Origin of the sequence: Polaribacter sargassicola (assembly GCF_021991835.1) — a bacterium.
Lineage (GTDB): Bacteria > Bacteroidota > Bacteroidia > Flavobacteriales > Flavobacteriaceae > Polaribacter > Polaribacter sargassicola.
In genome coordinates this window covers 245,964-265,975 of sequence record NZ_JAHDAU010000001.1, presented here as the reverse complement: position 1 = coordinate 265,975, position 20,012 = coordinate 245,964, and the positions used below count along the sequence as shown (strand labels likewise).

Here is a 20,012-nt window from a genome sequence, read left to right as displayed (position 1 = left end):
AGGTTTTTATAGCCTAATTAATCTTTGTTAGTGTTTTTTATTTTAAATTATTTAGTAATTAAAGGTGAAAAACCTATTTTTAAAATATCTTTATAAACAAAATAGAAAATAGCTATGTGCGGAATTACCGGTTATATTGGTTCTAGAGAAGCCTATCCTATAATAATAAATGGTCTTAAAAGACTAGAATATAGAGGTTATGATAGTGCAGGGATTATGATGTATAATGATGAAAAAATACATCTATCTAAAACAAAAGGAAAAGTTTCTGATTTAGAAAAAATAGTTGCTGAAGATCCAGATAGAAAAGAAGGAAGTATAGGTATTGGTCATACGCGTTGGGCAACCCACGGTATTCCTAATGATGTAAATTCTCACCCACATCTTTCTCAATCAGGGAATTTAGTAATTGTTCATAACGGAATTATTGAAAATTACGATACACTTAGAAAAGAATTAGTATCAAGAGGATATACTTTTAAAAGTGATACAGACACAGAGGTTCTTGTAAATTTAATAGAAGAGGTTAAAAAAGAAAGAAATTGTAAGCTAGGTAAAGCAGTACAATTAGCCTTAAACTATGTAATTGGTGCCTATGCAATTGCGGTTTTTGATAAAACAAGACCAAATGAAATTATCGTTGCTCGTTTAGGAAGTCCTATTGCAATTGGAGTAGGAGAAGATAATTCTGAGTTTTTTATAGCGTCAGACGCCTCCCCATTTATAGAATATACAAAAGATGCTATTTATTTAGAAGACGAAGAATTAGCAATAATTAAACTAGATAAAGAGATTAAAGTTCGTAAAATTAAAGATGATACTTTAGTTGATGCTAATATTCAAGAGCTAGAAATAAGTTTAGAGCAAATAGAAAAAGGAGGTTATGATCACTTTATGCTTAAAGAAATTCATGAGCAGCCTAAAGCTATTTTAGATACTTTTAGAGGTAGAATGTTGCCAGATAGTGGTATTATAAAAATGGCAGGTATAGATAACCACCTTAATAAGTTTTTGAATGCAGAAAGAATAATAATTGTTGCTTGTGGTACTTCTTGGCACGCAGGTTTGGTTGGGGAGTATCTTATAGAAGATATGGCTAGAATTCCTGTTGAAGTAGAATATGCATCAGAATTTAGATATAGAAACCCAATTATTACACCTAAAGATGTGGTAATTGCTATTTCGCAATCTGGTGAAACAGCAGATACTTTAGCGGCAATTAAGTTGGCTAAATCTAAAGGAGCATTTGTTTTTGGAATCTGTAATGTTGTAGGTTCTTCTATAGCAAGAGAAACACATGCAGGTGCTTATACACATGCAGGGCCAGAAATAGGTGTTGCATCTACAAAAGCATTTACAACACAAATTACTGTATTAACACTAATTTCATTAAAGTTAGCAAAATCGAAAGGTAATTTATCGGATTCTGATTTTAGAATGTATTTACAGAAATTACAATTGATTCCTAAAAAAGTAGAAGCTTTATTAGAAATTGATGAAAAGGTAAAAGAAATAGCAGCTGTATATAAAGATGCGCCTAATTGTTTGTATTTAGGACGAGGGTTTAATTTTCCTGTGGCTTTAGAGGGAGCGTTAAAGCTTAAAGAAATTTCTTACATTCATGCAGAAGGTTATCCTGCTGCAGAAATGAAACATGGACCAATTGCTTTAATTGATGAAAATATGCCAATTTTTGTTATTGCAATAAATAAAGGTCATTATGAAAAAGTTGTAAGTAACATTCAAGAGATAAAATCTAGAGCAGGAAAAATTATTGCGATTATTACTAAAGGAGATGTTACAGTAAGAGAAATTGCAGACCATGTAATTGAGATACCAGAAACAGAAGAGGCTTTATCGCCATTGTTAACAACTGTTCCGTTTCAATTATTGTCTTATCATATAGCTGTAATGTTAAATAAAAATGTAGATCAACCTAGAAACTTAGCAAAATCTGTTACGGTTGAATAAAATTATAAATTCTATAAAAAAAGACCAGCTTAAGCTGGTCTTTTTTTATAATCTAACTTCAAATGTAATTGGTATACTATAACTAACACTTACAGGAAGTCCTCTTTGTTTACCAGGGGTCATCTTTGGTAGAGAACTAATTATTTCTACAACTTCTTTTTCTAGTCTTGGGTGTGGCCCTCTAGCATTAACATTTGTTACTTTTCCAGTTTTATCAATTCTAAAAATTACAAACATTTTTTTCTTTCCTTCACTTAAACCTAATTCGGTTGCTAAACTTGTGTCAAATCTTTTACCAAAATACTGTGTTACATTTTTTGTAAAACATGCTTTAAGTTTAGTGTTGTCTCCTTTGCATCCAGGGTAAACAGGTACATTTTCAATTAATATAAAAGGAATATCTTCTACAACTTCTTCTACTTCTTCTACTTCAATAATATCTTCTGTATTTACAATTACACTTTCAGATTCATCTGTTTCTGTAGATTCAATAACGGTTTCTTCTACCTTTAAATCATCTTCTACCACTTTAATTTGTTCTACAACAGGTGGTGGTGTTTTTGGTGCAGGAGGTTTTATTTCTTGGATTGCAACAATCGGTATATCCTCTTGTATTTCATCCGTCATATGTGCTTGCCCTAAGCTTTTTACATCATTTTTTTCATATGTTTTATGTTCTACTAGTGCGTAAATAATAAATAAGGATAAAACTAACCCTATTTGCATGAAAATTTTACTAAAATTTTCTAACTGTTGTTTTGGATTTTTTTTAACTTCCATTTTGTAACCCTTTTAAAAATTTATAATCTTAATAATTTTACCTAAAATTGTTTATAAGAAATTATCAAATTCTTAGAATTTCTATTTCTTATTGTAAAATTATAAATTATAAGGGTTTTAAAATATGATTTTCATCATACTTTGTCGTGTATTTTAATAGGGGTATTATTGTTCCAAATAGTAAGTATGTCTGTAGCAACGCTTGAACCACTTCCTGCTGCTATGGCAAACTGGCTACGCCAACCAGCAATGGTTCCGCAACAGTATAATCCTTTTTTTATAAGGTGATTTTTGTTTGTTAATTGAATTCTGTCTTTTTTAGGGTTAGCTCTTTGGTGAGGTTCTATAAAAGATTCTAGACCATTTATTGTAAAAGGCTTAGAGTAGTTTAGGGCAATAACAACTATTTTACTTACGTATTTGCTTTTGTTACTTGTTACGATATAGCCAGAATTATTACTTTCAACAGAAATTACTTTTTCATTTTCAATTTGAGAAATATGAGGATATAAAGAAGATAAATGTTGTTTTCCATCATTTAAAACATCTTCACCTAAAGTTTTTGGTTTTAACCCTAAAACATTGTTTAATAAAGCATTTTGTAAATGAGAATTTCTTTGATGCGAAATAATTCCTATTTTTTTGTCTTTAGCAAAATCTTTATTTTTTGCAGAACCAACAACTAAGGCGCATTGTAGGCCAGAAACCCCAGCTCCGATAATTAGAAGATCAAAATTCATTTTAAATAAAAAGCATTTTAATATTGGTCGCAAATAGTTTTACAGAAATGGCTAACAAAATAACTCCAAATATTTTTCTAATTATTTGAATTCCGTTTGGGCCAATAATGCGTTCTATCTTAGAAGAAGTTTTTAAAACAATGTAAATTAAAATAACATTTAATAAAACTGCAACTATAATATTTTCTATATGAAATTCGGCTCTAAGAGATAGTAAGGTGGTTAAACTACCAGGTCCTGCAATTAAAGGAAACGCAATAGGAAATATAGAGGCAGACATTGCATTTACATCTCCATCATTATCTTGGTATAAGGTAATACCTAAAATCATTTCTAAGGCAATAAAAAATAATATAAAAGCACCTGCAACTGCAAAAGAATTTACATCAATACCAATTAATCTTAATAAACTTTGTCCTAAAAACAGAAAAAGAATCATAATAAAACCTGCAATAATTGCTGCTTTTTCTGATTGAATATGACCAGATTTTTTTCTTAAATCAATAATGATAGGAATATTACCAATTACATCAATTACAGCAAATAAGACCATAAAAGCTGTAATAATATCTTTAAAATTAAAATTCATAAGAGTATTATATTTTTTGCAAAATTAGAGAACTTTATTTTAGGAATAATATAAATTTCTTGAAAAAAATAATACTATTTTTGCACTATGTTTCAATTAGGAAAAACAATCGTTTCTGAAGATATTATCGAAAAAGATTTTGTCTGTAATTTGTCTGCCTGTAAGGGAGCTTGTTGTATTGATGGTGATGCTGGTGCGCCTTTATCTTTAGAGGAGACTAAAATTTTAGAAGATATTTACCCAAAAGTAAAACCTTTTTTACGTAAAGAAGGTATTGAGGTTATTGAAAAAGAAGGTACTTGGATTACTAGTGAGTGGGGAGAGTTAGAAACCCCTTTAATTGATGGGGCAGATTGTGCTTATGTTATTTTTGATGAAAAAAATACTGCTTTATGTGCAATTGAAGAAGCTTATAATCAAGGAGATATTGATTGGAAAAAACCAATTTCTTGTCACTTATACCCTATAAGAATAAAAGATTATAGTGAGTTTTCTGCCGTAAACTACGACAAATGGGAAATATGTGATGATGCGTGTTCTTTAGGAAAAGAATTACAAGTGCCAGTTTATAAATTTGTTAAGCAAGCTTTAATTAGAAAATTTGGTGAAGATTGGTATGCTGAATTAGAAAAAGTAGCAGAAAAACATTTAGAATAAAGGTATAGAGATTACAACCTTTGTACCTGCAGAATTTAAGTCTTTATCAAATAAATCTTCATAAATAATAGCGTAGTTTTTTTTGTAATTTCTATAAAAGTGATACAGTCTTCCCTTTGTTATATTTATACCCATAGATTTTTTAGATAACGATTTTTTAGAAATTATTTCTGCAGAAGCTTTTCTCCCAATACCGTTATCTTGAATTGTAATTTCTATCAACCCTTTTTGATTTTTAACAACAGAAAGCATAATTTTTTTATTATCTTTTTTGGTAGATAAACCATGCCAAAGAGCATTTTCTAAAAAAGGTTGTAAGGCAAATGGAGGTATTTTTACGGCTTGTAAATTAATGTCTTCATCTACATTTACAATGTATTTTATTTTATTAGTAAAACGAATATTTTCTATAGTTATATATAACTCCATAGTTTCTAACTCTTCTTCTAAGCAAATTACTCTTGTGTTAGAGCCTTCTAATATTTTTCTAATTAATTTAGAAAATTTATTTAAATAACGACTGGCTAATTTAGCATCGTTATTAATAATGTAAAGCTTAATAGAGTTTAGTGCATTAAAAATAAAATGAGGATTCATTTGACTTCTTAAAGCATCTCTTTTTAAAGAAAGTATGTCTTTTTCATTTTTAAGTCCTTTTTGTTTAATAGCAAAAGTTAATAAGGCAATAATTAAGGTAAAAATACAAATAGCTATTACCCATAAATTTCTATTTCTAGTAATTTGTAGTTCTGCTATTTCGTTTTTATTTGCTAAGTATTTTATTTCATTATTACTTCTTTCTTTGTCATAGTGCGTTATTAATTGGCTAACGTAGAATAAGTTTTTTTCATTTATAATTTTAGCTTCTTCTTCTTTAGATATTTTGTAGTAATTATAAGCTTTTTTGTAATCTTTTAGTTTTTCATATAAGAAAGCAAAATTTTCGTTTGCTTTAACAATTACAGTTTGTATATTATAATTTGTGGCAAGGTCTAATGCTTTATTTAAATTAAGTTTAGCTTCTGTAAGTTTTCCTGTATAAATTTGTGCTAAAGCTAATGTGTTATAAGTTTTAGAAAGATAATATTTGTCGTTTTCTTTTATTGCTTTTTGTAAAATAGTATCTACTGTAACAAGTGCTTTTGTATATTCTTTTTTCTGAATTAAAACGTTTGCAATGCTATATCCACAGATAATTTTACCAATATCAGATTTTATAAGATTGTTGTAATACAGAGATTTATGATAGCTTTGTAATGCTTTGTCTAATTCGTTTAAATTTTCATATGCTTGCCCCATATTTTGATGATTTATAGCAAGACCATATTTAAGGTTAAGCGTTTCTTGTGGTATAATAGATTTTCTAAATTCTTTTAAAGCTAAATTATATTGTTTTAGGGAAATATAAATATTACCCATACTATTTTGGCAATTACTTATGCTTTTTCTAACTTCTATAGAAGGATTTTTTATGCTAAGCGCTTTGTTTAATGCTTCTTGATGATAGTATAAGGCATTTCTTATATCATCTTGTCTTCTGTATACAGAGCCAATGGAATTTAAATTTTGAATTTCAGAAAGACTATTTTTTGTTTCTATGCTAAGTGCAAGTGCTTTTTTATACTCATTAATAGATTTATTAAATAAAGAAAGATTTCTGTAATATTTACCTAAAGAGTTAAAACCATATAATTGCCCTTCTATATAAGAAGCTGCTTTGCTTTTTTTTACAAATAATTCTAGTTTTTGTAAATTTTTAAGATCATCATTAAGAATAGAATCTATTACATTAAAAGAAGAAATTTTGTTGCTAATAAGGTAATTTATTTCATCATTTTGAGAAAATGAACAAAGGCTAAAAAATATAAAATAAAAGGTTAATAAATTTACTTTCATCGATTAAAACTTGTCTAAAAAATCTGCTTTTTTTTGACGAGAAACAGGTATTTTATGGTTTTTATCTAAAACAATATAACCATCGTTTTTTAAAAATTCTTTTACTTTTTTTAAGTTGATAATAAAAGAATTATGAACTCTGTAAAAAAGATCTGTAGGTAATAATTGGTTAATTTCTTTTAGTTTTTTGGTGACAACAATTTTCTTGTTTTCAATTGTGTTTATTGTGCAGTAATTACCGTCAGACTCTATAAAAAGTATTTCTTTAGGTTCTAAAAAAATAAGTTTTCCATCGGTATTTAATATAATTTTTTTTTGAGTCAGTTTTTTATTAAAATTTAATAAAACTGTTTCAACTGTAGCAGAGTTTAAGGTGTTAAAACTATATTTTTTTATTTTTTTTATTGTTTCTGTTAAATCATCAGAGTCTATAGGTTTTAATAGATAATCTATAGCTTCGTTTTTAATAGCCTTTATAGCGTACTCATTATAAGCGGTGGTAATAATTACAGCAAAATCTCTAGATTTTAGTTTGTTTAAAAATTGAAAACCATCCATTGTTGGCATATCTATGTCTAAAAAAAGACAATCAATATTATTTTTCTCTAAATAAATTAATCCTTCTTTAGGATCATTAAAGGTGGCAACAATTTTTAATTGGTCATTAAAATTAGATAATTCCCAAGATAAACCATCTATAGCTTTAGGTTCATCGTCTATTATAACTGCTTTTAACATAAACAACTTTTAGTCAAAAATACTATAATATTTTTAGATGTTATCTAAAGGTTATAAAGTTTCAATTTTTTTGTTTTTACTACCATTTATACATTAATAATAACCGCTTATACAAAAAAAGCGTGCTAAGATTAAAATAATATTTAAATTTGAATCGCATTTTGAGGGAAGTGCATATAAAAATAATTTTAGGAGCATCACATTTCTTGTGATGCTTTTTTTATGTACTTTTCTAAGTATTTATAATAACTTCCTTTTCTTATTTTTGTATTATGGAAATTAATAAATATTTAGATGCTACTTATTTAAAGACAGCAAATCAAGCTAATCTTTCAGAAAAAGAGAATCAACAAAAAGTAATAGATTTAATAAAAGAAGCTATTTTATTTGATTATAAATTAGTGATGATTAGGGCAAATTATATTTCTTTAGCAAAAGAGTTGCTTGTAGAGTCTGGCAAAGAAATTCTTATAGGTACTGTTATTGGTTTTCATGAAGGTGTGTCTTCTATAGAAGAAAAATTAGTAGAAGCTAAGAATGCAATAGATTTAGGAGCAGATGAGTTAGATTTTGTTATAAACTATAGTGCTTTTAAAAAAGGGAAAATAGATCTTGTAAAAGAAGAAATTACAAAAGGTATAGAAATTTGTTTGGCAAACAACAAGGTAGTAAAATGGATAATTGAGGTTGCTGCTCTAACGGACAAAGAAATAGTTGTAATTTCGCAATTAATAAAAGAGGTTGTTTTTAATGTCTTTGGTGCAGATAAAGCAGCAAATGTTTTTGTAAAATCTTCTACGGGTTTTTTTAAAACAGAAAATAATTTACCAAATGGAGCTACATTAAATACAATGAAATTAATTGTAGATAATGCAAAACCATTAAACGTAAAAGCTGCAGGTGGCGTTAGAGATTATGAAACCGCAATAAAAATGATTAATTTAGGTGTAGATAGAATTGGGACATCTTCTTCTAAAGAGATTGTTAATAAAGAAAAAAATAGTAATTCAGAATATTAGATTTGGTAGAATACTTTGCTCATGAAACTGCAGTAATAGACAAGGGTTGCAGTATAGGAAAAGATACTAAGATATGGCATTTTAGTCATATTATGACCGATTGTGTTATTGGAGAACAGTGTAATATTGGTCAAAATGTAGTGGTTTCACCAAACGTAATTTTGGGTAAAAATGTTAAAGTTCAAAATAATGTTTCTATTTACACAGGTGTAATATGCGAAGATGATGTTTTTTTAGGGCCTTCTATGGTTTTTACAAATGTTATTAATCCAAGAAGTGCTATAAAAAGACAAAGTGAATATAAAGAAACTATAGTAAAAAAAGGAGCGACTATTGGAGCTAATGCTACTATTATTTGCGGTAATACTATAGGTCAATTTGCACTTATAGGCGCAGGTGCTGTTGTTACAAAAGAAGTTTTACCTTTTGCTTTAGTGGTTGGTAATCCATCAAAACAAATAGGTTGGGTAAGTGAGTATGGACATACTTTAAATTTTGATAAAGAAGGAAATGCTACTTGTATAGAAAGTAATCAAAAATATAAATTAAAGAATAATACAGTTATAAAATTATAGAATGCTAAAAAAATACATATTTCTAGTTTTGTTGTTTCCGTCAATATTTTTTGCTCAAGAAGAAAAATATCCGGTTTACGATACTTGTAAAAATACAGAATTAAGCTTTTTACAAAATTGTTTTTATGCCACTACAGAAAAACTTTTCTTTTCAGAATTTAAAACACCATCTATTGTAATAGAAGAAAGATTTATAGGTACAGCAAATACTATTTTTGCGGTTACAGAAGAAGGTGAGTTTAAATTAATTTATATAAATACTCCTTATGAAGAGGTTAAGGAAGAGATAAAAAGGGTTTTTAAAACTTTTCCTAAAATAAAACCCGCTAGGTATAATAATCATGATATAGAAATGAAGTTTGAATTACCTATAGGGTTTCCTCTAAATCAAAAAACAAAAAAAGTAACTACACCAGTTGCAGTTCATCCTATTAAAGAAAACCCAAAAGAAAGTTTATTTGATGTTGTAGAAGAAAATAAACATTTAGAAACAGATTTTATAGAACATAAGAGTAAATTAAATATTCCTTTTACACACAGAAGTTATGTAGATTACGAGTTTGCTATGCATAAAGCAAACGGTACGCATACGGCATCTAAACCATATACTTATAACGAAATAAGTAAGTATTATGATTTAACAAAAGAGAAAAAACAGTTTTTAAAACCAAACAAAGAAACTTGGTTGGGTAAAAAAGTATGGAACGAGCATTTGTTAGAAGTAGTCAATAAAAATTATTGGTTTACAGTAGATTTTTTATTAGATGTTCAGTTAGGTAAAGACGATTCTGATGTAGATTACACTTATAACAATTCTAGAATTGTTAATATTAATGGAGAAATCGGTAAAAATTTATCTTTTTCTACTAGTTATTACGAGAGTCAAGGAAGGTTTGCAGATTATGTAAATAGTTTTATCACCAATCGTGCTACTAATGTAAGACCTAAAAATTCTGAAGGATTAGTGCCTGGAAGAGGAAAAACAAAAGGGTTTAAAACAGATTCTCACGATTATCCAGTAGCAGAAGCATATATAGCATATACTCCAAATAAGTTCATGCAATTTCAATTTGGAAATGGTAAAAATTTTATAGGAGATGGTTATAGATCTTTTATTTTATCAGATGTGTCTTCTCCATCTACATATTTAAAGATGAAATTAGATATTTGGAAAATACAATATACCAATGTTTGGATGTGGAGTACAGAGCCTTCTATAAGTTCTGTTTCTGATGCAAATGAGCACGCAAGAAAGTATATTGCAGCTCATTATTTTAGTATAAATGTTAATGATAGATTAAATTTAGGTTTTTTTGAAACAGCTATTTCTAAAGGAGAAAATGGTATTGATGCAGGTTTCTTAAACCCTCTTATATTTTATAGATCTTTAGAGTTTAATAGAGGAGAAGATGCAGGTAATGCAATTCTTGGTATGTCTGCTAAATATAAATTAAATGACAATATTTCTTTATACTCTCAATTTATTTTAGATGAGTTTTCTGTAGGTAATTTAAGTGATTTAACTGATTGGAAACATAAGTATGCATACCAAATTGGAGCAAAATATTTTGATGCTTTTAAAGTTGAAAATTTATTTTTACAGCTAGAGTATAATCGTGCTCGTCCTTATACTTTTTCTCATAAATCACCAATTTTAAATTATGGTAACTATAGCCAACCTTTAGGGCACCTTTGGGGTGCTAATTTCTGGGAAACGGTTGCTATAGCTAGATATAAGAAAGGAAGATGGAGCGGGAGCGCAAAATTTATTTTAGGAAAAAAAGGATTTGATTACCAAGATCAGTCGGTAAGTTATGGAGGAGATATTTACTTGTCTTATGAAAGTAGACCGTCAGACACAGGTATTGAGCTGACTCAAGGGAATACTGCTAATATATTTATTGCAGACTTACAGGCAAACTATTTGATCAATCCGTCAAATAATACGAACCTTTTTGCAGGTTTATCGTACAGGGATTTTTCTCCTGAAGCTTCATCAAATGGATATCCGGTAGATTCAACTGTATGGTTTTCAGTGGGTGTAAGGGCAGATTTATTTAATTGGTACTTTGATTTTTAAAATTAAGTTAAAGTTAAGGCTAAAGAGTTTTTTTTATATATCTTTGCAGCGTGGTTTATTTTTAACCACACTTTTTCTTTTTCATAGCAATTTTCCCACTCATTTATTGAGTGGGTTTTTTTATTTAAATTAAAATGTAGTTAAAAAACAAGGTAAAGTCATATTTATCAAATATCTTTGCAAACTATTTTATAAAATGGAATCAACAGTAACTACAGACACTAAAATATCTATGCAAGCTATTTTTTCAGACTTTAAACAACTTACAAAAGTTGGTTTGTCTTTAAGTGTTGTCTTTTCTTCTGTTGCTGGTTATTTATTAGCAGTAAATGTTATCAATTACTTTACACTTATAATGTTGGCAATAGGTGGTTTTTTTATGGTTGGGGCATCAAATGCATTTAATCAAATAATAGAAAAAGATACAGATGCTATAATGAAACGTACCCAAAATAGACCTTTACCAACAGGTAGAATGTCGGTTGGTGTGGCGCTTACTATAGCAATTTTATTTACAATTTCTGGTCTTTCAATTTTATATAGTATAAATCCTAAAACAGCATTGTTTGGTGCTATTTCTATATTTTTATATACTAGTGTTTACACACCTTTAAAACCAGTAACCCCTTTATCTGTTTTTGTTGGTGCAATACCAGGAGCAATACCGTTTATGCTAGGTTGGGTTGCAGAAACTAATCATTTTGGGTTAGAAGCAGGTTTTTTATTTATGATTCAGTTCTTTTGGCAATTCCCTCATTTTTGGGCAATTGGTTGGTTGCAATTTGAAGAATATAAAAAAGCAGGTTTTAATATGTTACCTATGAAAACAAAAGACAAAGGAGCTGTAAAACAAATTATATTTTATACAGTAATTATGATTTTGGTATCTATAGCACCAGTTTTAAAATTATCTGGGTTGTTTTATATTTACCCTATTACAGCTGTAATTATTGCTTTGTTGGGTGGGTTAATGCTATATTTTTCAGTTAAATTACATAAAAGTGAAGAAAATATAGATGCTAGAAAACTAATGTTATCTAGTGTATTATATATTACTTTAGTACAAATTATATATGTAGTAGATAAATTTTTACATTAATAATGATACAAGAACAAATAGTAAAAGAAGAATTATTAGTTGCTAAGAAAAAATCAGCAAAACCTATGTTATGGGTTTCTATGATTAGTATGACAATGTTTTTTGCAGGATTAACAAGTGCATACGTAATTAGTATGAAAAGAGATGATTGGGTTTCTTTTGATTTGCCGAGCGCATTTTACGTAAGTACTTTTTTAATTATAGCGAGTAGCATAGCACTTTTTTTGTCACAAAAATTTTTAAAAAATAACAAAAGACAACTATCATTAATACTATTAGTTGTAACTTTTTTATTAGGAATTGGTTTTGTGTGGCAACAATATGTAGGTTTTAATCAATTAAAAAGTATTGGCTTGTTTTTTACAGGCCCAGAAAGTACGGTGTCAACATCTTTTATAATCGGAATCACTTTTATGCATGTTTTACACGTGTTGGCAGGGGTTTTTGTACTTTTAGTTGTTATTTATAATCATTTTAAATACAAATACAAATCAGACAATATGCTTGGGTTTGAACTTGGTGCAATCTTCTGGCATTTTGTAGATATACTATGGATTTACCTATTTTTCTTTTTCTATTTTATTAGGTGATGAAAAATAGTTATTTTTGGCAAACTAACTAACAACAATTAATAGAGATTATTATATGGAAGCAAATATTGCTATACCTTCGGATAGTAAAGGAACTTGGAGCGGAGGTGGTGTAAAACCATTTGGTGCAAGTTATGGTAAGATGATGATGTGGTTTTTTATCGTTTCTGATGCTTTAACTTTTTCAGGTTTTTTAGCCGCTTACGGTTTAACACGATTTAAATTTATCGATTCTTGGCCTATTGCAGATGAGGTGTTTACTCACTTTCCTGGTTTACATGGTGTACATGCGCCAATGTATTATGTAGCTTTAATGACATTTATACTTATTGTATCTTCTGTAACAATGGTATTAGCAGTAGATGCAGGTCATCAAAAGAAACAAAGTAAAGTAGCTTGGTATATGTTTGCTACTATTGTTTTCGGTATTATTTTTGTTGGTTCTCAGGCTTGGGAGTGGAAAAATTTTATTAACGGTTCTTACGGAGCAGTTAAAACCACTGATGGTAAAATTTTACAATTCGTAAAAGATGGTCATCAAATTGCTTTATCAGATTTTGTTGTAGGAGAAAGAACAGATGGTAGAGTTCAACACAAAAGAGAAAATGGATTATGGTTTGAGGGAGAAGGTACAATTGCTAACTATTCAGTAGCTCAAGTACAAGAAGCATATAAAGCAAATCAAGATGTTTTAATTCGTTCAGAATTAATAGATCCAGCAACAAAACAAAAAATAATTTTTTCTAGAGAAGACGGAGCTTTACGTTTAGCTAAAGCAAAATTAGTTGTAGAAGGAGCTAACTTACATGTTAATGAATATGGTAATAGCATTTTTGCAGATTTCTTTTTCTTTATAACAGGTTTTCACGGTTTTCACGTATTATCAGGTATTATACTTAATATCATTATTTTTATTAATGTAATTTTAGGTACTTATGAAAGAAGAGGACATTATGAAATGGTAGAAAAAGTTGGGTTGTATTGGCACTTTGTAGATTTAGTTTGGGTATTTGTATTTACTTTCTTCTACTTAGTTTAATAAAAAATAGCATTTTAAAATGGCACACGCACACGAGTCTAACACAAAAAGAATTTGGGTAGTTTTAGGTATTTTAAGTCTTTTAACTACAGTAGAAGTTGTTTTGGGTATTATTAAACCAGCTTCTTTACACTTACACGGAATTGGAACTAGTTGGTTAAACTGGATATTTATTATCTTAACTCTAGTTAAAGCATATTATATAGCCTGGGCATTTATGCACTTAGAAGGAGAAAAAAAATGGTTTAGACGTTCTATAGTTTGGTCTGCTGTTTTTCTAATATGTTACATAATAGTCTTATTTTTAACAGAAGGAGGCTATTTACACAGTACATTAGGACCACTTGTAAAATGGTAATTTAAAAAAATTAAAAAGGTGGTTTTTACCACCTTTTTTTATACAAAACAATTTTTAGAGATCTTCAATAAAAATAAATGATTAAACTTACTAAAAAAAGAATTGTATTATTTTTACTATTCATTTTTCCTTTAATATGTTTTTTAATATTATCAACAGGTACAAATAATTTTACAAAACTACCAGTTGTAAATAAAAATGTAATAGATATTTCAACTATTGATGCCACAAAGACTTTTAAAGACAATATTTCTATTGTCTGTTTTTTAGGTGAAGATATGGATAGTAATAAAGGAGGTTTTCTAAATTTAAATGAAAAAATTTATAAGAAATTTATAGAGTATAATAATTTTCAAATAATAGCGATTTATCCTAAAGGAAAAGAAAAAGAAGCTAAAGAAATAGAGAAATCTATTAGTGCTTTTACAGATATGGTAAAATGGAATTTTATTGCAGCATCTAAAGATAAGATTACTCTATTTTATAATAGTTTAAACGCTAAAGAAACATTATCTAACTATTATTCATCAAAAGTGTTTTTAATAGATAGAAATGGAGATTTGAGAGGAAGAATAGATGATGAAGACAATGTTGACGGAAAATTATTAGGATACAATATGAAATCTGTCTCTGAGTTAAATGGTAAATTAAAAGACGATGTATTAGTTTTGTATTATGAGTATTATGCAGCGTTTAAAGAGAAAAATAGTAACAAAGCAGATAGAAAGGAAGTAGGTTTATGAAAAAAAAATATTCATACGTAGGTGTTTCTTTTATTATTCTTTTATTCGGAATTTATGTTGTTAGAAACCTAGATAGAAGAGTTGATGAAAATGATCTTGTGCAAGACGATCGATTAAACAAAGTTGATAAAAAAATAGATTCAAAAAGTAATTTATTTAAATTTAATAAAGTACCAGATTTTGAATTTATTAATCAAAATGGATTAACAATTACAAATAAGAATTATGATGGTAAAGTTTATGTTGTAGAGTTTTTCTTTACAACTTGTCCAACTATTTGTCCTATTATGAATAGAAAGATGTTAACTATTCAAAATGAATTTAAAGAAAATTCTAATTTTGGTATTGCATCCATTTCTATAACACCAGATATTGATACACCAGAAGTAATGAAAGAATATGCCAAAAATCATGAAATTACTCATAAAAACTGGCATTTATTAACGGGTAAATCAGATGATATTGTTTACGAGTTATCTAATAAGGGATTTAAATTATTTGCAGGAAAAGGAGAAGAAGAACACGGAGGTTTTGAGCATTCTGGATTATTTGCTTTAGTAGATAAAAATGGTTTTATAAGATCTAGAAAGGATAAGTTTGGTAATCCGATAATGTATTATAGAGCTATAGAAGAACAAGGTTTTCCTGATCAAATTAAAGAGTTAAAAGAAGATATTAAAATTTTGCTTAATGAGTAGTTTATCACAAGAAAAAAAATATAAGAAAATAATTACTGTATTATCAGTTTTTATTCCAATAGCTGTAGCGGCTTTGTTTGGTATTAACTTAAAAAAACTTGGCTTTAATGTAGAGCCTTTAACTTTTTTGCCACCAATTTATGCAACTATAAATGGTCTTACAGCTGTTCTTTTAGTAGCTGCAGTGGTGGCTATAAAAAAAGGAAATAGAAAATTGCATGAGCAATTAAATACAATTGCTATTGCTTGCTCTTTAGTTTTTCTTGTATTGTATATAGGATATCATATGACATCTGATTCTACAAAATATGGGGGAGAAGGAGTTATAAAATATATTTACTATTTTATTTTGTTTACTCATATTGTTTTATCAATTATTATAATTCCGCTTGTATTAACAACTTATATGAGAGCAAAGTTGGGTAATTTTCCTCAGCATAAAAAAATAGCTAAAATAACGTTTCCTTTATGGTTGTACGTTGCAGTTACTGGTGTTATAGTTTATTTAATGATATCTCCTTACTATGCTTAAAAAAGGTTTCTTATTTTTAGTTTTAACTATTTTTTTTATTTCAGAAACTACATATTCTCAATGTGCAATGTGTAAAGCAGTAGTAGAAAACGGAGATGTTTCTATTGCAGAAGGTGTTAATAATGGTATTACTTATTTAATGGTTTTTCCTTATTTGTTAATAGGTATATTGTTTTATGTAATCTACAGATATAAAAAGAAAGCTAAAATTTAATTATAACTTTTTTTATTTTGTAACATATTTTACTTTTAGTCGTCTTACTTGTGTTAATATAAAATTGTTGTTTTTATTTAAATTTTAATTAAAGGCATAAACTAAAATAAAATACATTTTGAAAACTAAACCTATACTTTTTGTAGCTCTTTTTATTTCTATTGCTACTTTTTCTCAAAAAAAATGGACACTTAAAGAATGTGTAGATCAAGCGCTAGAAAAAAACATATCAATTCAACAAAATAAATTAAGTTTAGAACTATCTAAAAAAGATGTAGAGATTGCTAAAGGTAATTTTTTACCATATTTAGGAGCTTCTTCTTCTGGTACATTTAACTCTGGTTTATCTCAAGATGAAAGTGGTGTTTTAAAAAATACAAATAACTTTTCTTCTAGTTTAGGTTTAGGTTTTAGTGGTGTTATTTTTAATGGGTATGTAAATACTAATACTTATAAACAAGCTCAATTAGGTGTAGAGTCTAGTGTTTTAGATTTAAAGAAAATAGAAAATGACATTTCTTTATTTGTTGTAAATGGTTATTTAAATGTTTTATTTGCCAAAGAAAACCTAAAAGCTGCACAAGTACAATTTGAAATAAGTAGTAAACAAATAGATGCAGTAAAAACTAGATTTGAGTCTGGTGTAATACCTAAAGGAGATTTATTAAACGCTCAATCAACTGCGGCTACAGATCAACAAGCAGTTATTACACAAGAAAATGCTTTAGATTTAGCATTGTTAAATTTAGCGCAGTTATTACAAATACCTGTTAATAATTTTGATGTTGCATCTATTAATGTAGATTCTCCTTCTGCAATTCTGCTTTATGAGAACTCAGATGTTGTTTTTGAAAAATCTTTAACAAGAATGCCAGAAATAAAAAGAGCAGAATTGGCAATAGAAAATGCAGACCTAAGCATTGCAATTTCTAAAGGAGCTTTTTTACCAACGTTATCCTATTCTTTAAATGCAGGAAGTTCTTATTATCATCAATTTAATAATTTAGTATTCAACCAAAAGAATGCTTCTTATTTTAGTCAATTTGAAGATAGACTTCAGTATGGAGCGGGTTTTTCTTTAAGCATTCCTATCTTTAATAGATTTCAAACTAAAAACAGCGTAGCAAAATCTAAAATCAATAAAGAAATTTCTATAACTCAATTAGAAAGCGAAAAATTAAATTTAAAACAAACCATAGAGCAAGCTTTTTTAGATGTTAAATCTGCTTTAAAAACTTTTGAAGCATCAAAGATTTCTCTAGAAGCTCAAAAAGAAGCTTTTAAAAATGCACAGGAGAGTTATAATTATGGAGCAATGACTTTGTTTGATTTTGATCTTGTAAGAACTCGTTTAGTAAATGCAGAAGCATCATTAATTAGTTCTAAATACGATTATATTTTTAAAACAAAAGTGTTACAATTTTATTCTGGCGAGTTAGAAATGGATTAATAGAATTATAGTTTTCTTATACAACCTCGCATATAAGCGAGGTTTTTTGTTTTATATAAAATAGATTATCACTTATATTTGTACTAAAATTTACAATTTGGCAATTATTCTTAATATTGAAACTGCAACTAAAAATTGCTCTGTAAGTATTGCAAATAACGGAGAAGTTATTTCAATTAAAGAACTTAATAACGGTAATTACTCTCATGCAGAAGTTCTACATCAATATATAATTGATGTTTTAAATGATGCAAAAATTTCTACTACAGAAATAGATGCTGTAGCTGTAAGTAAAGGCCCTGGGTCTTATACAGGGTTAAGAATTGGTGTTTCTGCTGCAAAAGGCCTTTGTTTTGCCTTTAATAAGCCTTTAATATCTATAGAAACATTAGAATCTTTGGCGAATGCTATATCTGTAGAATCGGGTTTTATTATTCCTATGTTAGATGCTAGAAGGATGGAAGTTTATGCCACTATTTATGATAAAGATTTTAATAGAAAAAGAGAAATACAAGCAGAAATAATAGAAGAATGTTCTTTTGCTGAATATTTAGAAAGAGATAAAGTTTATTTTTTAGGAGATGGTGCTAATAAATGCAAAAGTGTTATTAAACATGATAATGCAATTTTTATTGATGATGTATATCCATCGGCAAAACAAATGGCAGTTCTGTCTTTTAATAAATACAAAAAAAACGACATCGAAGATGTCGCTTATTTTGAACCTTTTTATTTAAAAGATTTTGTTGTAATTCCAGAAAAAAAATCTAAGATTTATAAAAACTAATTATTTCTTCTAAATCCTCTTTACTTTTTCTATTCAGTTTGTTTTTTTTCATGTAATTTTTAACTTCTTTTTGTTTATCACCAAAAAACGAATAGAACTCTTTTTTATTTGTAGGTATTTTTACAGCATTTGTTCCATCAAAAGTAACATAATAGTGTTCTTTAACTTTAGAGTATGTTGGTGGTTGATATTTTTCATAACCATTATCAGGTACTTTAGCTGGGTTTAATTTTTTTATTTCTTTAATAAGTATGCAGTTTGTGTTGCATTCATCAGAAACTAAAAAATAAGTTAATTCACCTTCATTTTTATAAACTTTGTAGGCTTTTTTGGGTGAGAATAAAATACTACTTCCTAGTGTTTTTTTTAAATAAATGTTAGATGTTTCATCAACTTTTATTTCAATTTCACCTAAAAGAGCATCAAACTTAAATAAAATTTTTTTATTAGAATCTTTAATAGTTCCGTAAGAAAATTTATCATTTATGTACCTAGTACCTTTAATCTCTTTATCTCTTTTATCTATAGAAATAATTTGATCACTATTATCATAGCTAGAGTATGCACTTTCTGTGTTCTGAGAAAATGAATTAAAACTTAGTATTAAAGAAAATAAGACTAAAAATTTAATGTGATTCATTTGTTTATTTTTTAATTTCAACTTGGTGTGGATAAGGAATTTCAATACCAGCTTCATCAAGCGCTAATTTTACTTTTTCTGTAGTTTCAAAGTATACATCCCAATAGTCTGCTGTTTTAGTCCATGGTCTAACAGCAAAGTTTACAGAACTATCAGCTAATTCAGATACCATAACCGCAGGCGCAGGATCTTTTAAAACTTTAGGATTAGACTTAATAACGTTCATTAAAATTTCTTTTGTTTGCTTAATATCGGCATCATAAGATACACCAAATGTTAAATCTACACGTCTTGTACCTAACGTTGTATAGTTAATGATATTTCCGTTAGATAAATTACCGTTAGGTATAATAATTTCTTTGTTAGATAAACCGATAAGTTTAGTGGTAAAGATTGATATTTCTTTTACTCCACCAATTTCTCCTTGAGCTTCTATAACATCACCAAGTTTAAAAGGTTTAAATATCATTATTAAAACTCCACCAGCAAAGTTTGCTAAAGAACCTTGTAAAGCCAAACCAACAGCTAAACCTGCAGCTGCAATAATTGCTGCAAAAGAAGCAGTTTCTATTCCTAATTTAGAAATTACAGTAATAAATAGTAGTATTTTTAATGCCCAGCTTAATAAATCACCTAAAAATTTTTGTAGCGTTTCATCTAAACCACCTTTTTTCATCATTTTTTTAGATGTCTTAACGACTATTTTGATTAAAAATAGACCAATAACTAAGATAGCTAAAGCTAAAATTATTTTAGGACTGTATTCTAATATTAAATCATTTAAGTATTGGATGTATTCTTTCATTATTATTTATTT

22 protein-coding genes are annotated in these 20,012 nt (G+C 27.9%); 15 read left to right on the top strand and 7 right to left on the bottom strand.

The features are described from left to right. The first annotated feature begins 114 nt into the window (after window positions 1–114). Window positions 115–1,971 carry a glutamine--fructose-6-phosphate transaminase (isomerizing) gene (gene glmS, locus KI686_RS01050; RefSeq protein WP_237587374.1) on the top strand — a complete coding sequence of 619 codons (1,857 nt, stop codon included), beginning with the start codon at window positions 115–117 and terminating at the stop codon, window positions 1,969–1,971. A gap of 45 nt (window positions 1,972–2,016) precedes the next feature. Here the strand turns inward: glmS and KI686_RS01045 are convergent, their stop codons facing one another. The 3 genes from KI686_RS01045 to KI686_RS01035 form a co-directional block, all read right to left on the bottom strand. Beyond that, window positions 2,017–2,751: an energy transducer TonB gene (locus KI686_RS01045; protein WP_237587373.1), complete on the bottom strand. Its 735-nt coding sequence runs from the start codon at window positions 2,749–2,751 to the stop codon at window positions 2,017–2,019. 134 nt (window positions 2,752–2,885) lie between these two features. Then, a complete protein-coding gene (locus KI686_RS01040) occupies window positions 2,886–3,491 on the bottom strand; it encodes an FAD-dependent oxidoreductase (protein WP_237587372.1) in 606 nt (201 codons plus the stop codon). A gap of 1 nt (window position 3,492) precedes the next feature. Then, on the bottom strand, window positions 3,493–4,080 hold the full coding sequence (locus KI686_RS01035; protein ID WP_237587371.1) for a MarC family protein: 588 nt from the start codon (window positions 4,078–4,080) through the stop codon (window positions 3,493–3,495). 87 nt (window positions 4,081–4,167) lie between these two features. On the opposite strand from KI686_RS01035, the gene KI686_RS01030 reads away from it, so the two are divergent. After that, window positions 4,168–4,737 carry a DUF3109 family protein gene (locus tag KI686_RS01030; RefSeq protein WP_237587370.1) on the top strand — a complete coding sequence of 190 codons (570 nt, stop codon included), beginning with the start codon at window positions 4,168–4,170 and terminating at the stop codon, window positions 4,735–4,737. Here KI686_RS01030 and KI686_RS01025 read toward each other — a convergent pair. After that, window positions 4,729–6,633, bottom strand: a complete 1,905-nt coding sequence (locus KI686_RS01025) for a tetratricopeptide repeat-containing sensor histidine kinase (RefSeq protein WP_237587369.1) — start codon at window positions 6,631–6,633, stop codon at window positions 4,729–4,731. The genes KI686_RS01030 and KI686_RS01025 overlap by 9 nt on opposite strands. A 3-nt stretch (window positions 6,634–6,636) precedes the next feature. Next, a complete protein-coding gene (locus KI686_RS01020) occupies window positions 6,637–7,371 on the bottom strand; it encodes a LytR/AlgR family response regulator transcription factor (RefSeq protein WP_237587368.1) in 735 nt (244 codons plus the stop codon). Between the two features lie 272 nt (window positions 7,372–7,643). On the opposite strand from KI686_RS01020, the gene deoC reads away from it, so the two are divergent. From deoC to tsaB, 13 genes are all read left to right on the top strand, one after another. After that, entirely contained in the window at window positions 7,644–8,390 is a 747-nt protein-coding gene (deoC, locus tag KI686_RS01015; protein ID WP_237587367.1) for a deoxyribose-phosphate aldolase, read from the top strand. Between the two features lie 2 nt (window positions 8,391–8,392). Beyond that, window positions 8,393–8,965: an acyltransferase gene (locus KI686_RS01010; protein WP_237587366.1), complete on the top strand. Its 573-nt coding sequence runs from the start codon at window positions 8,393–8,395 to the stop codon at window positions 8,963–8,965. Between the two features lies 1 nt (window position 8,966). Next, window positions 8,967–11,045 (top strand): gliding motility protein RemB, encoded by a 2,079-nt coding sequence (locus KI686_RS01005; protein WP_237587365.1) that lies wholly within the window; start codon window positions 8,967–8,969, stop codon window positions 11,043–11,045. 196 nt (window positions 11,046–11,241) lie between these two features. Continuing rightward, the gene (gene cyoE / locus KI686_RS01000) at window positions 11,242–12,144 is read left to right on the top strand and encodes a heme o synthase (RefSeq protein ID WP_237587364.1); all 903 of its coding nucleotides are present in this window, start codon (window positions 11,242–11,244) and stop codon (window positions 12,142–12,144) included. Window positions 12,145–12,146: 2 nt separating this feature from the next. Beyond that, on the top strand, window positions 12,147–12,734 hold the full coding sequence (locus KI686_RS00995; protein WP_237587363.1) for a cytochrome c oxidase subunit 3: 588 nt from the start codon (window positions 12,147–12,149) through the stop codon (window positions 12,732–12,734). Window positions 12,735–12,789: 55 nt separating this feature from the next. After that, window positions 12,790–13,773 carry a cytochrome c oxidase subunit 3 gene (locus KI686_RS00990; protein WP_237587362.1) on the top strand — a complete coding sequence of 328 codons (984 nt, stop codon included), beginning with the start codon at window positions 12,790–12,792 and terminating at the stop codon, window positions 13,771–13,773. 19 nt (window positions 13,774–13,792) lie between these two features. Beyond that, on the top strand, window positions 13,793–14,131 hold the full coding sequence (locus tag KI686_RS00985; RefSeq protein ID WP_237587361.1) for a cytochrome C oxidase subunit IV family protein: 339 nt from the start codon (window positions 13,793–13,795) through the stop codon (window positions 14,129–14,131). Window positions 14,132–14,208: 77 nt separating this feature from the next. After that, complete coding sequence (locus KI686_RS00980) at window positions 14,209–14,874, top strand: hypothetical protein (protein WP_237587360.1); 666 nt, start codon at window positions 14,209–14,211, stop codon at window positions 14,872–14,874. Continuing rightward, window positions 14,871–15,572: an SCO family protein gene (locus tag KI686_RS00975; protein WP_237587359.1), complete on the top strand. Its 702-nt coding sequence runs from the start codon at window positions 14,871–14,873 to the stop codon at window positions 15,570–15,572. The genes KI686_RS00980 and KI686_RS00975 overlap by 4 nt, the downstream gene beginning before the upstream one ends. Next, a complete protein-coding gene (locus KI686_RS00970; protein WP_237587358.1) occupies window positions 15,565–16,104 on the top strand; it encodes a DUF420 domain-containing protein in 540 nt (179 codons plus the stop codon). The genes KI686_RS00975 and KI686_RS00970 overlap by 8 nt, the downstream gene beginning before the upstream one ends. Beyond that, window positions 16,097–16,318 (top strand): hypothetical protein, encoded by a 222-nt coding sequence (locus tag KI686_RS00965; RefSeq protein ID WP_237587357.1) that lies wholly within the window; start codon window positions 16,097–16,099, stop codon window positions 16,316–16,318. Before KI686_RS00970 ends, KI686_RS00965 begins: the two co-directional genes overlap by 8 nt. 118 nt (window positions 16,319–16,436) lie before the next feature. Next, the gene (locus tag KI686_RS00960; RefSeq protein ID WP_237587356.1) at window positions 16,437–17,768 is read left to right on the top strand and encodes a TolC family protein; all 1,332 of its coding nucleotides are present in this window, start codon (window positions 16,437–16,439) and stop codon (window positions 17,766–17,768) included. A 97-nt stretch (window positions 17,769–17,865) separates the two neighbouring features. Beyond that, window positions 17,866–18,555, top strand: a complete 690-nt coding sequence (gene tsaB, locus KI686_RS00955; protein WP_237587355.1) for a tRNA (adenosine(37)-N6)-threonylcarbamoyltransferase complex dimerization subunit type 1 TsaB — start codon at window positions 17,866–17,868, stop codon at window positions 18,553–18,555. Here tsaB and KI686_RS00950 read toward each other — a convergent pair. Beyond that, window positions 18,536–19,195 (bottom strand): hypothetical protein, encoded by a 660-nt coding sequence (locus KI686_RS00950; RefSeq protein ID WP_237587354.1) that lies wholly within the window; start codon window positions 19,193–19,195, stop codon window positions 18,536–18,538. The genes tsaB and KI686_RS00950 overlap by 20 nt on opposite strands. A gap of 4 nt (window positions 19,196–19,199) precedes the next feature. Further along, a complete protein-coding gene (locus tag KI686_RS00945; RefSeq protein ID WP_237587353.1) occupies window positions 19,200–20,000 on the bottom strand; it encodes a mechanosensitive ion channel family protein in 801 nt (266 codons plus the stop codon). Between the last annotated feature and the right edge of the window lie 12 nt (window positions 20,001–20,012).

Bases quoted from the DNA above. Each gene is read 5' to 3' on its own strand.
- KI686_RS00995 (WP_237587363.1), top strand. From the start codon at position 12,147: ATGATACAAGAACAAATAGTAAAAGAAGAATTATTAGTTGCTAAGAAA.
- KI686_RS01005 (WP_237587365.1), top strand. From the start codon at position 8,967: ATGCTAAAAAAATACATATTTCTAGTTTTGTTGTTTCCGTCAATATTT.
- KI686_RS01040 (WP_237587372.1), bottom strand. From the start codon at position 3,491: ATGAATTTTGATCTTCTAATTATCGGAGCTGGGGTTTCTGGCCTACAA.
- KI686_RS00985 (WP_237587361.1), top strand. From the start codon at position 13,793: ATGGCACACGCACACGAGTCTAACACAAAAAGAATTTGGGTAGTTTTA.
- KI686_RS01030 (WP_237587370.1), top strand. From the start codon at position 4,168: ATGTTTCAATTAGGAAAAACAATCGTTTCTGAAGATATTATCGAAAAA.
- KI686_RS00990 (WP_237587362.1), top strand. From the start codon at position 12,790: ATGGAAGCAAATATTGCTATACCTTCGGATAGTAAAGGAACTTGGAGC.
- KI686_RS00945 (WP_237587353.1), bottom strand. From the start codon at position 20,000: ATGAAAGAATACATCCAATACTTAAATGATTTAATATTAGAATACAGT.
- glmS (WP_237587374.1), top strand. From the start codon at position 115: ATGTGCGGAATTACCGGTTATATTGGTTCTAGAGAAGCCTATCCTATA.
- KI686_RS01035 (WP_237587371.1), bottom strand. From the start codon at position 4,080: ATGAATTTTAATTTTAAAGATATTATTACAGCTTTTATGGTCTTATTT.
- KI686_RS00975 (WP_237587359.1), top strand. From the start codon at position 14,871: ATGAAAAAAAAATATTCATACGTAGGTGTTTCTTTTATTATTCTTTTA.
- KI686_RS01025 (WP_237587369.1), bottom strand. From the start codon at position 6,633: ATGAAAGTAAATTTATTAACCTTTTATTTTATATTTTTTAGCCTTTGT.
- deoC (WP_237587367.1), top strand. From the start codon at position 7,644: ATGGAAATTAATAAATATTTAGATGCTACTTATTTAAAGACAGCAAAT.
- KI686_RS00950 (WP_237587354.1), bottom strand. From the start codon at position 19,195: ATGAATCACATTAAATTTTTAGTCTTATTTTCTTTAATACTAAGTTTT.
- KI686_RS01020 (WP_237587368.1), bottom strand. From the start codon at position 7,371: ATGTTAAAAGCAGTTATAATAGACGATGAACCTAAAGCTATAGATGGT.
- cyoE (WP_237587364.1), top strand. From the start codon at position 11,242: ATGGAATCAACAGTAACTACAGACACTAAAATATCTATGCAAGCTATT.
- KI686_RS00980 (WP_237587360.1), top strand. From the start codon at position 14,209: ATGATTAAACTTACTAAAAAAAGAATTGTATTATTTTTACTATTCATT.
- KI686_RS00970 (WP_237587358.1), top strand. From the start codon at position 15,565: ATGAGTAGTTTATCACAAGAAAAAAAATATAAGAAAATAATTACTGTA.
- KI686_RS01045 (WP_237587373.1), bottom strand. From the start codon at position 2,751: ATGGAAGTTAAAAAAAATCCAAAACAACAGTTAGAAAATTTTAGTAAA.
- KI686_RS00965 (WP_237587357.1), top strand. From the start codon at position 16,097: ATGCTTAAAAAAGGTTTCTTATTTTTAGTTTTAACTATTTTTTTTATT.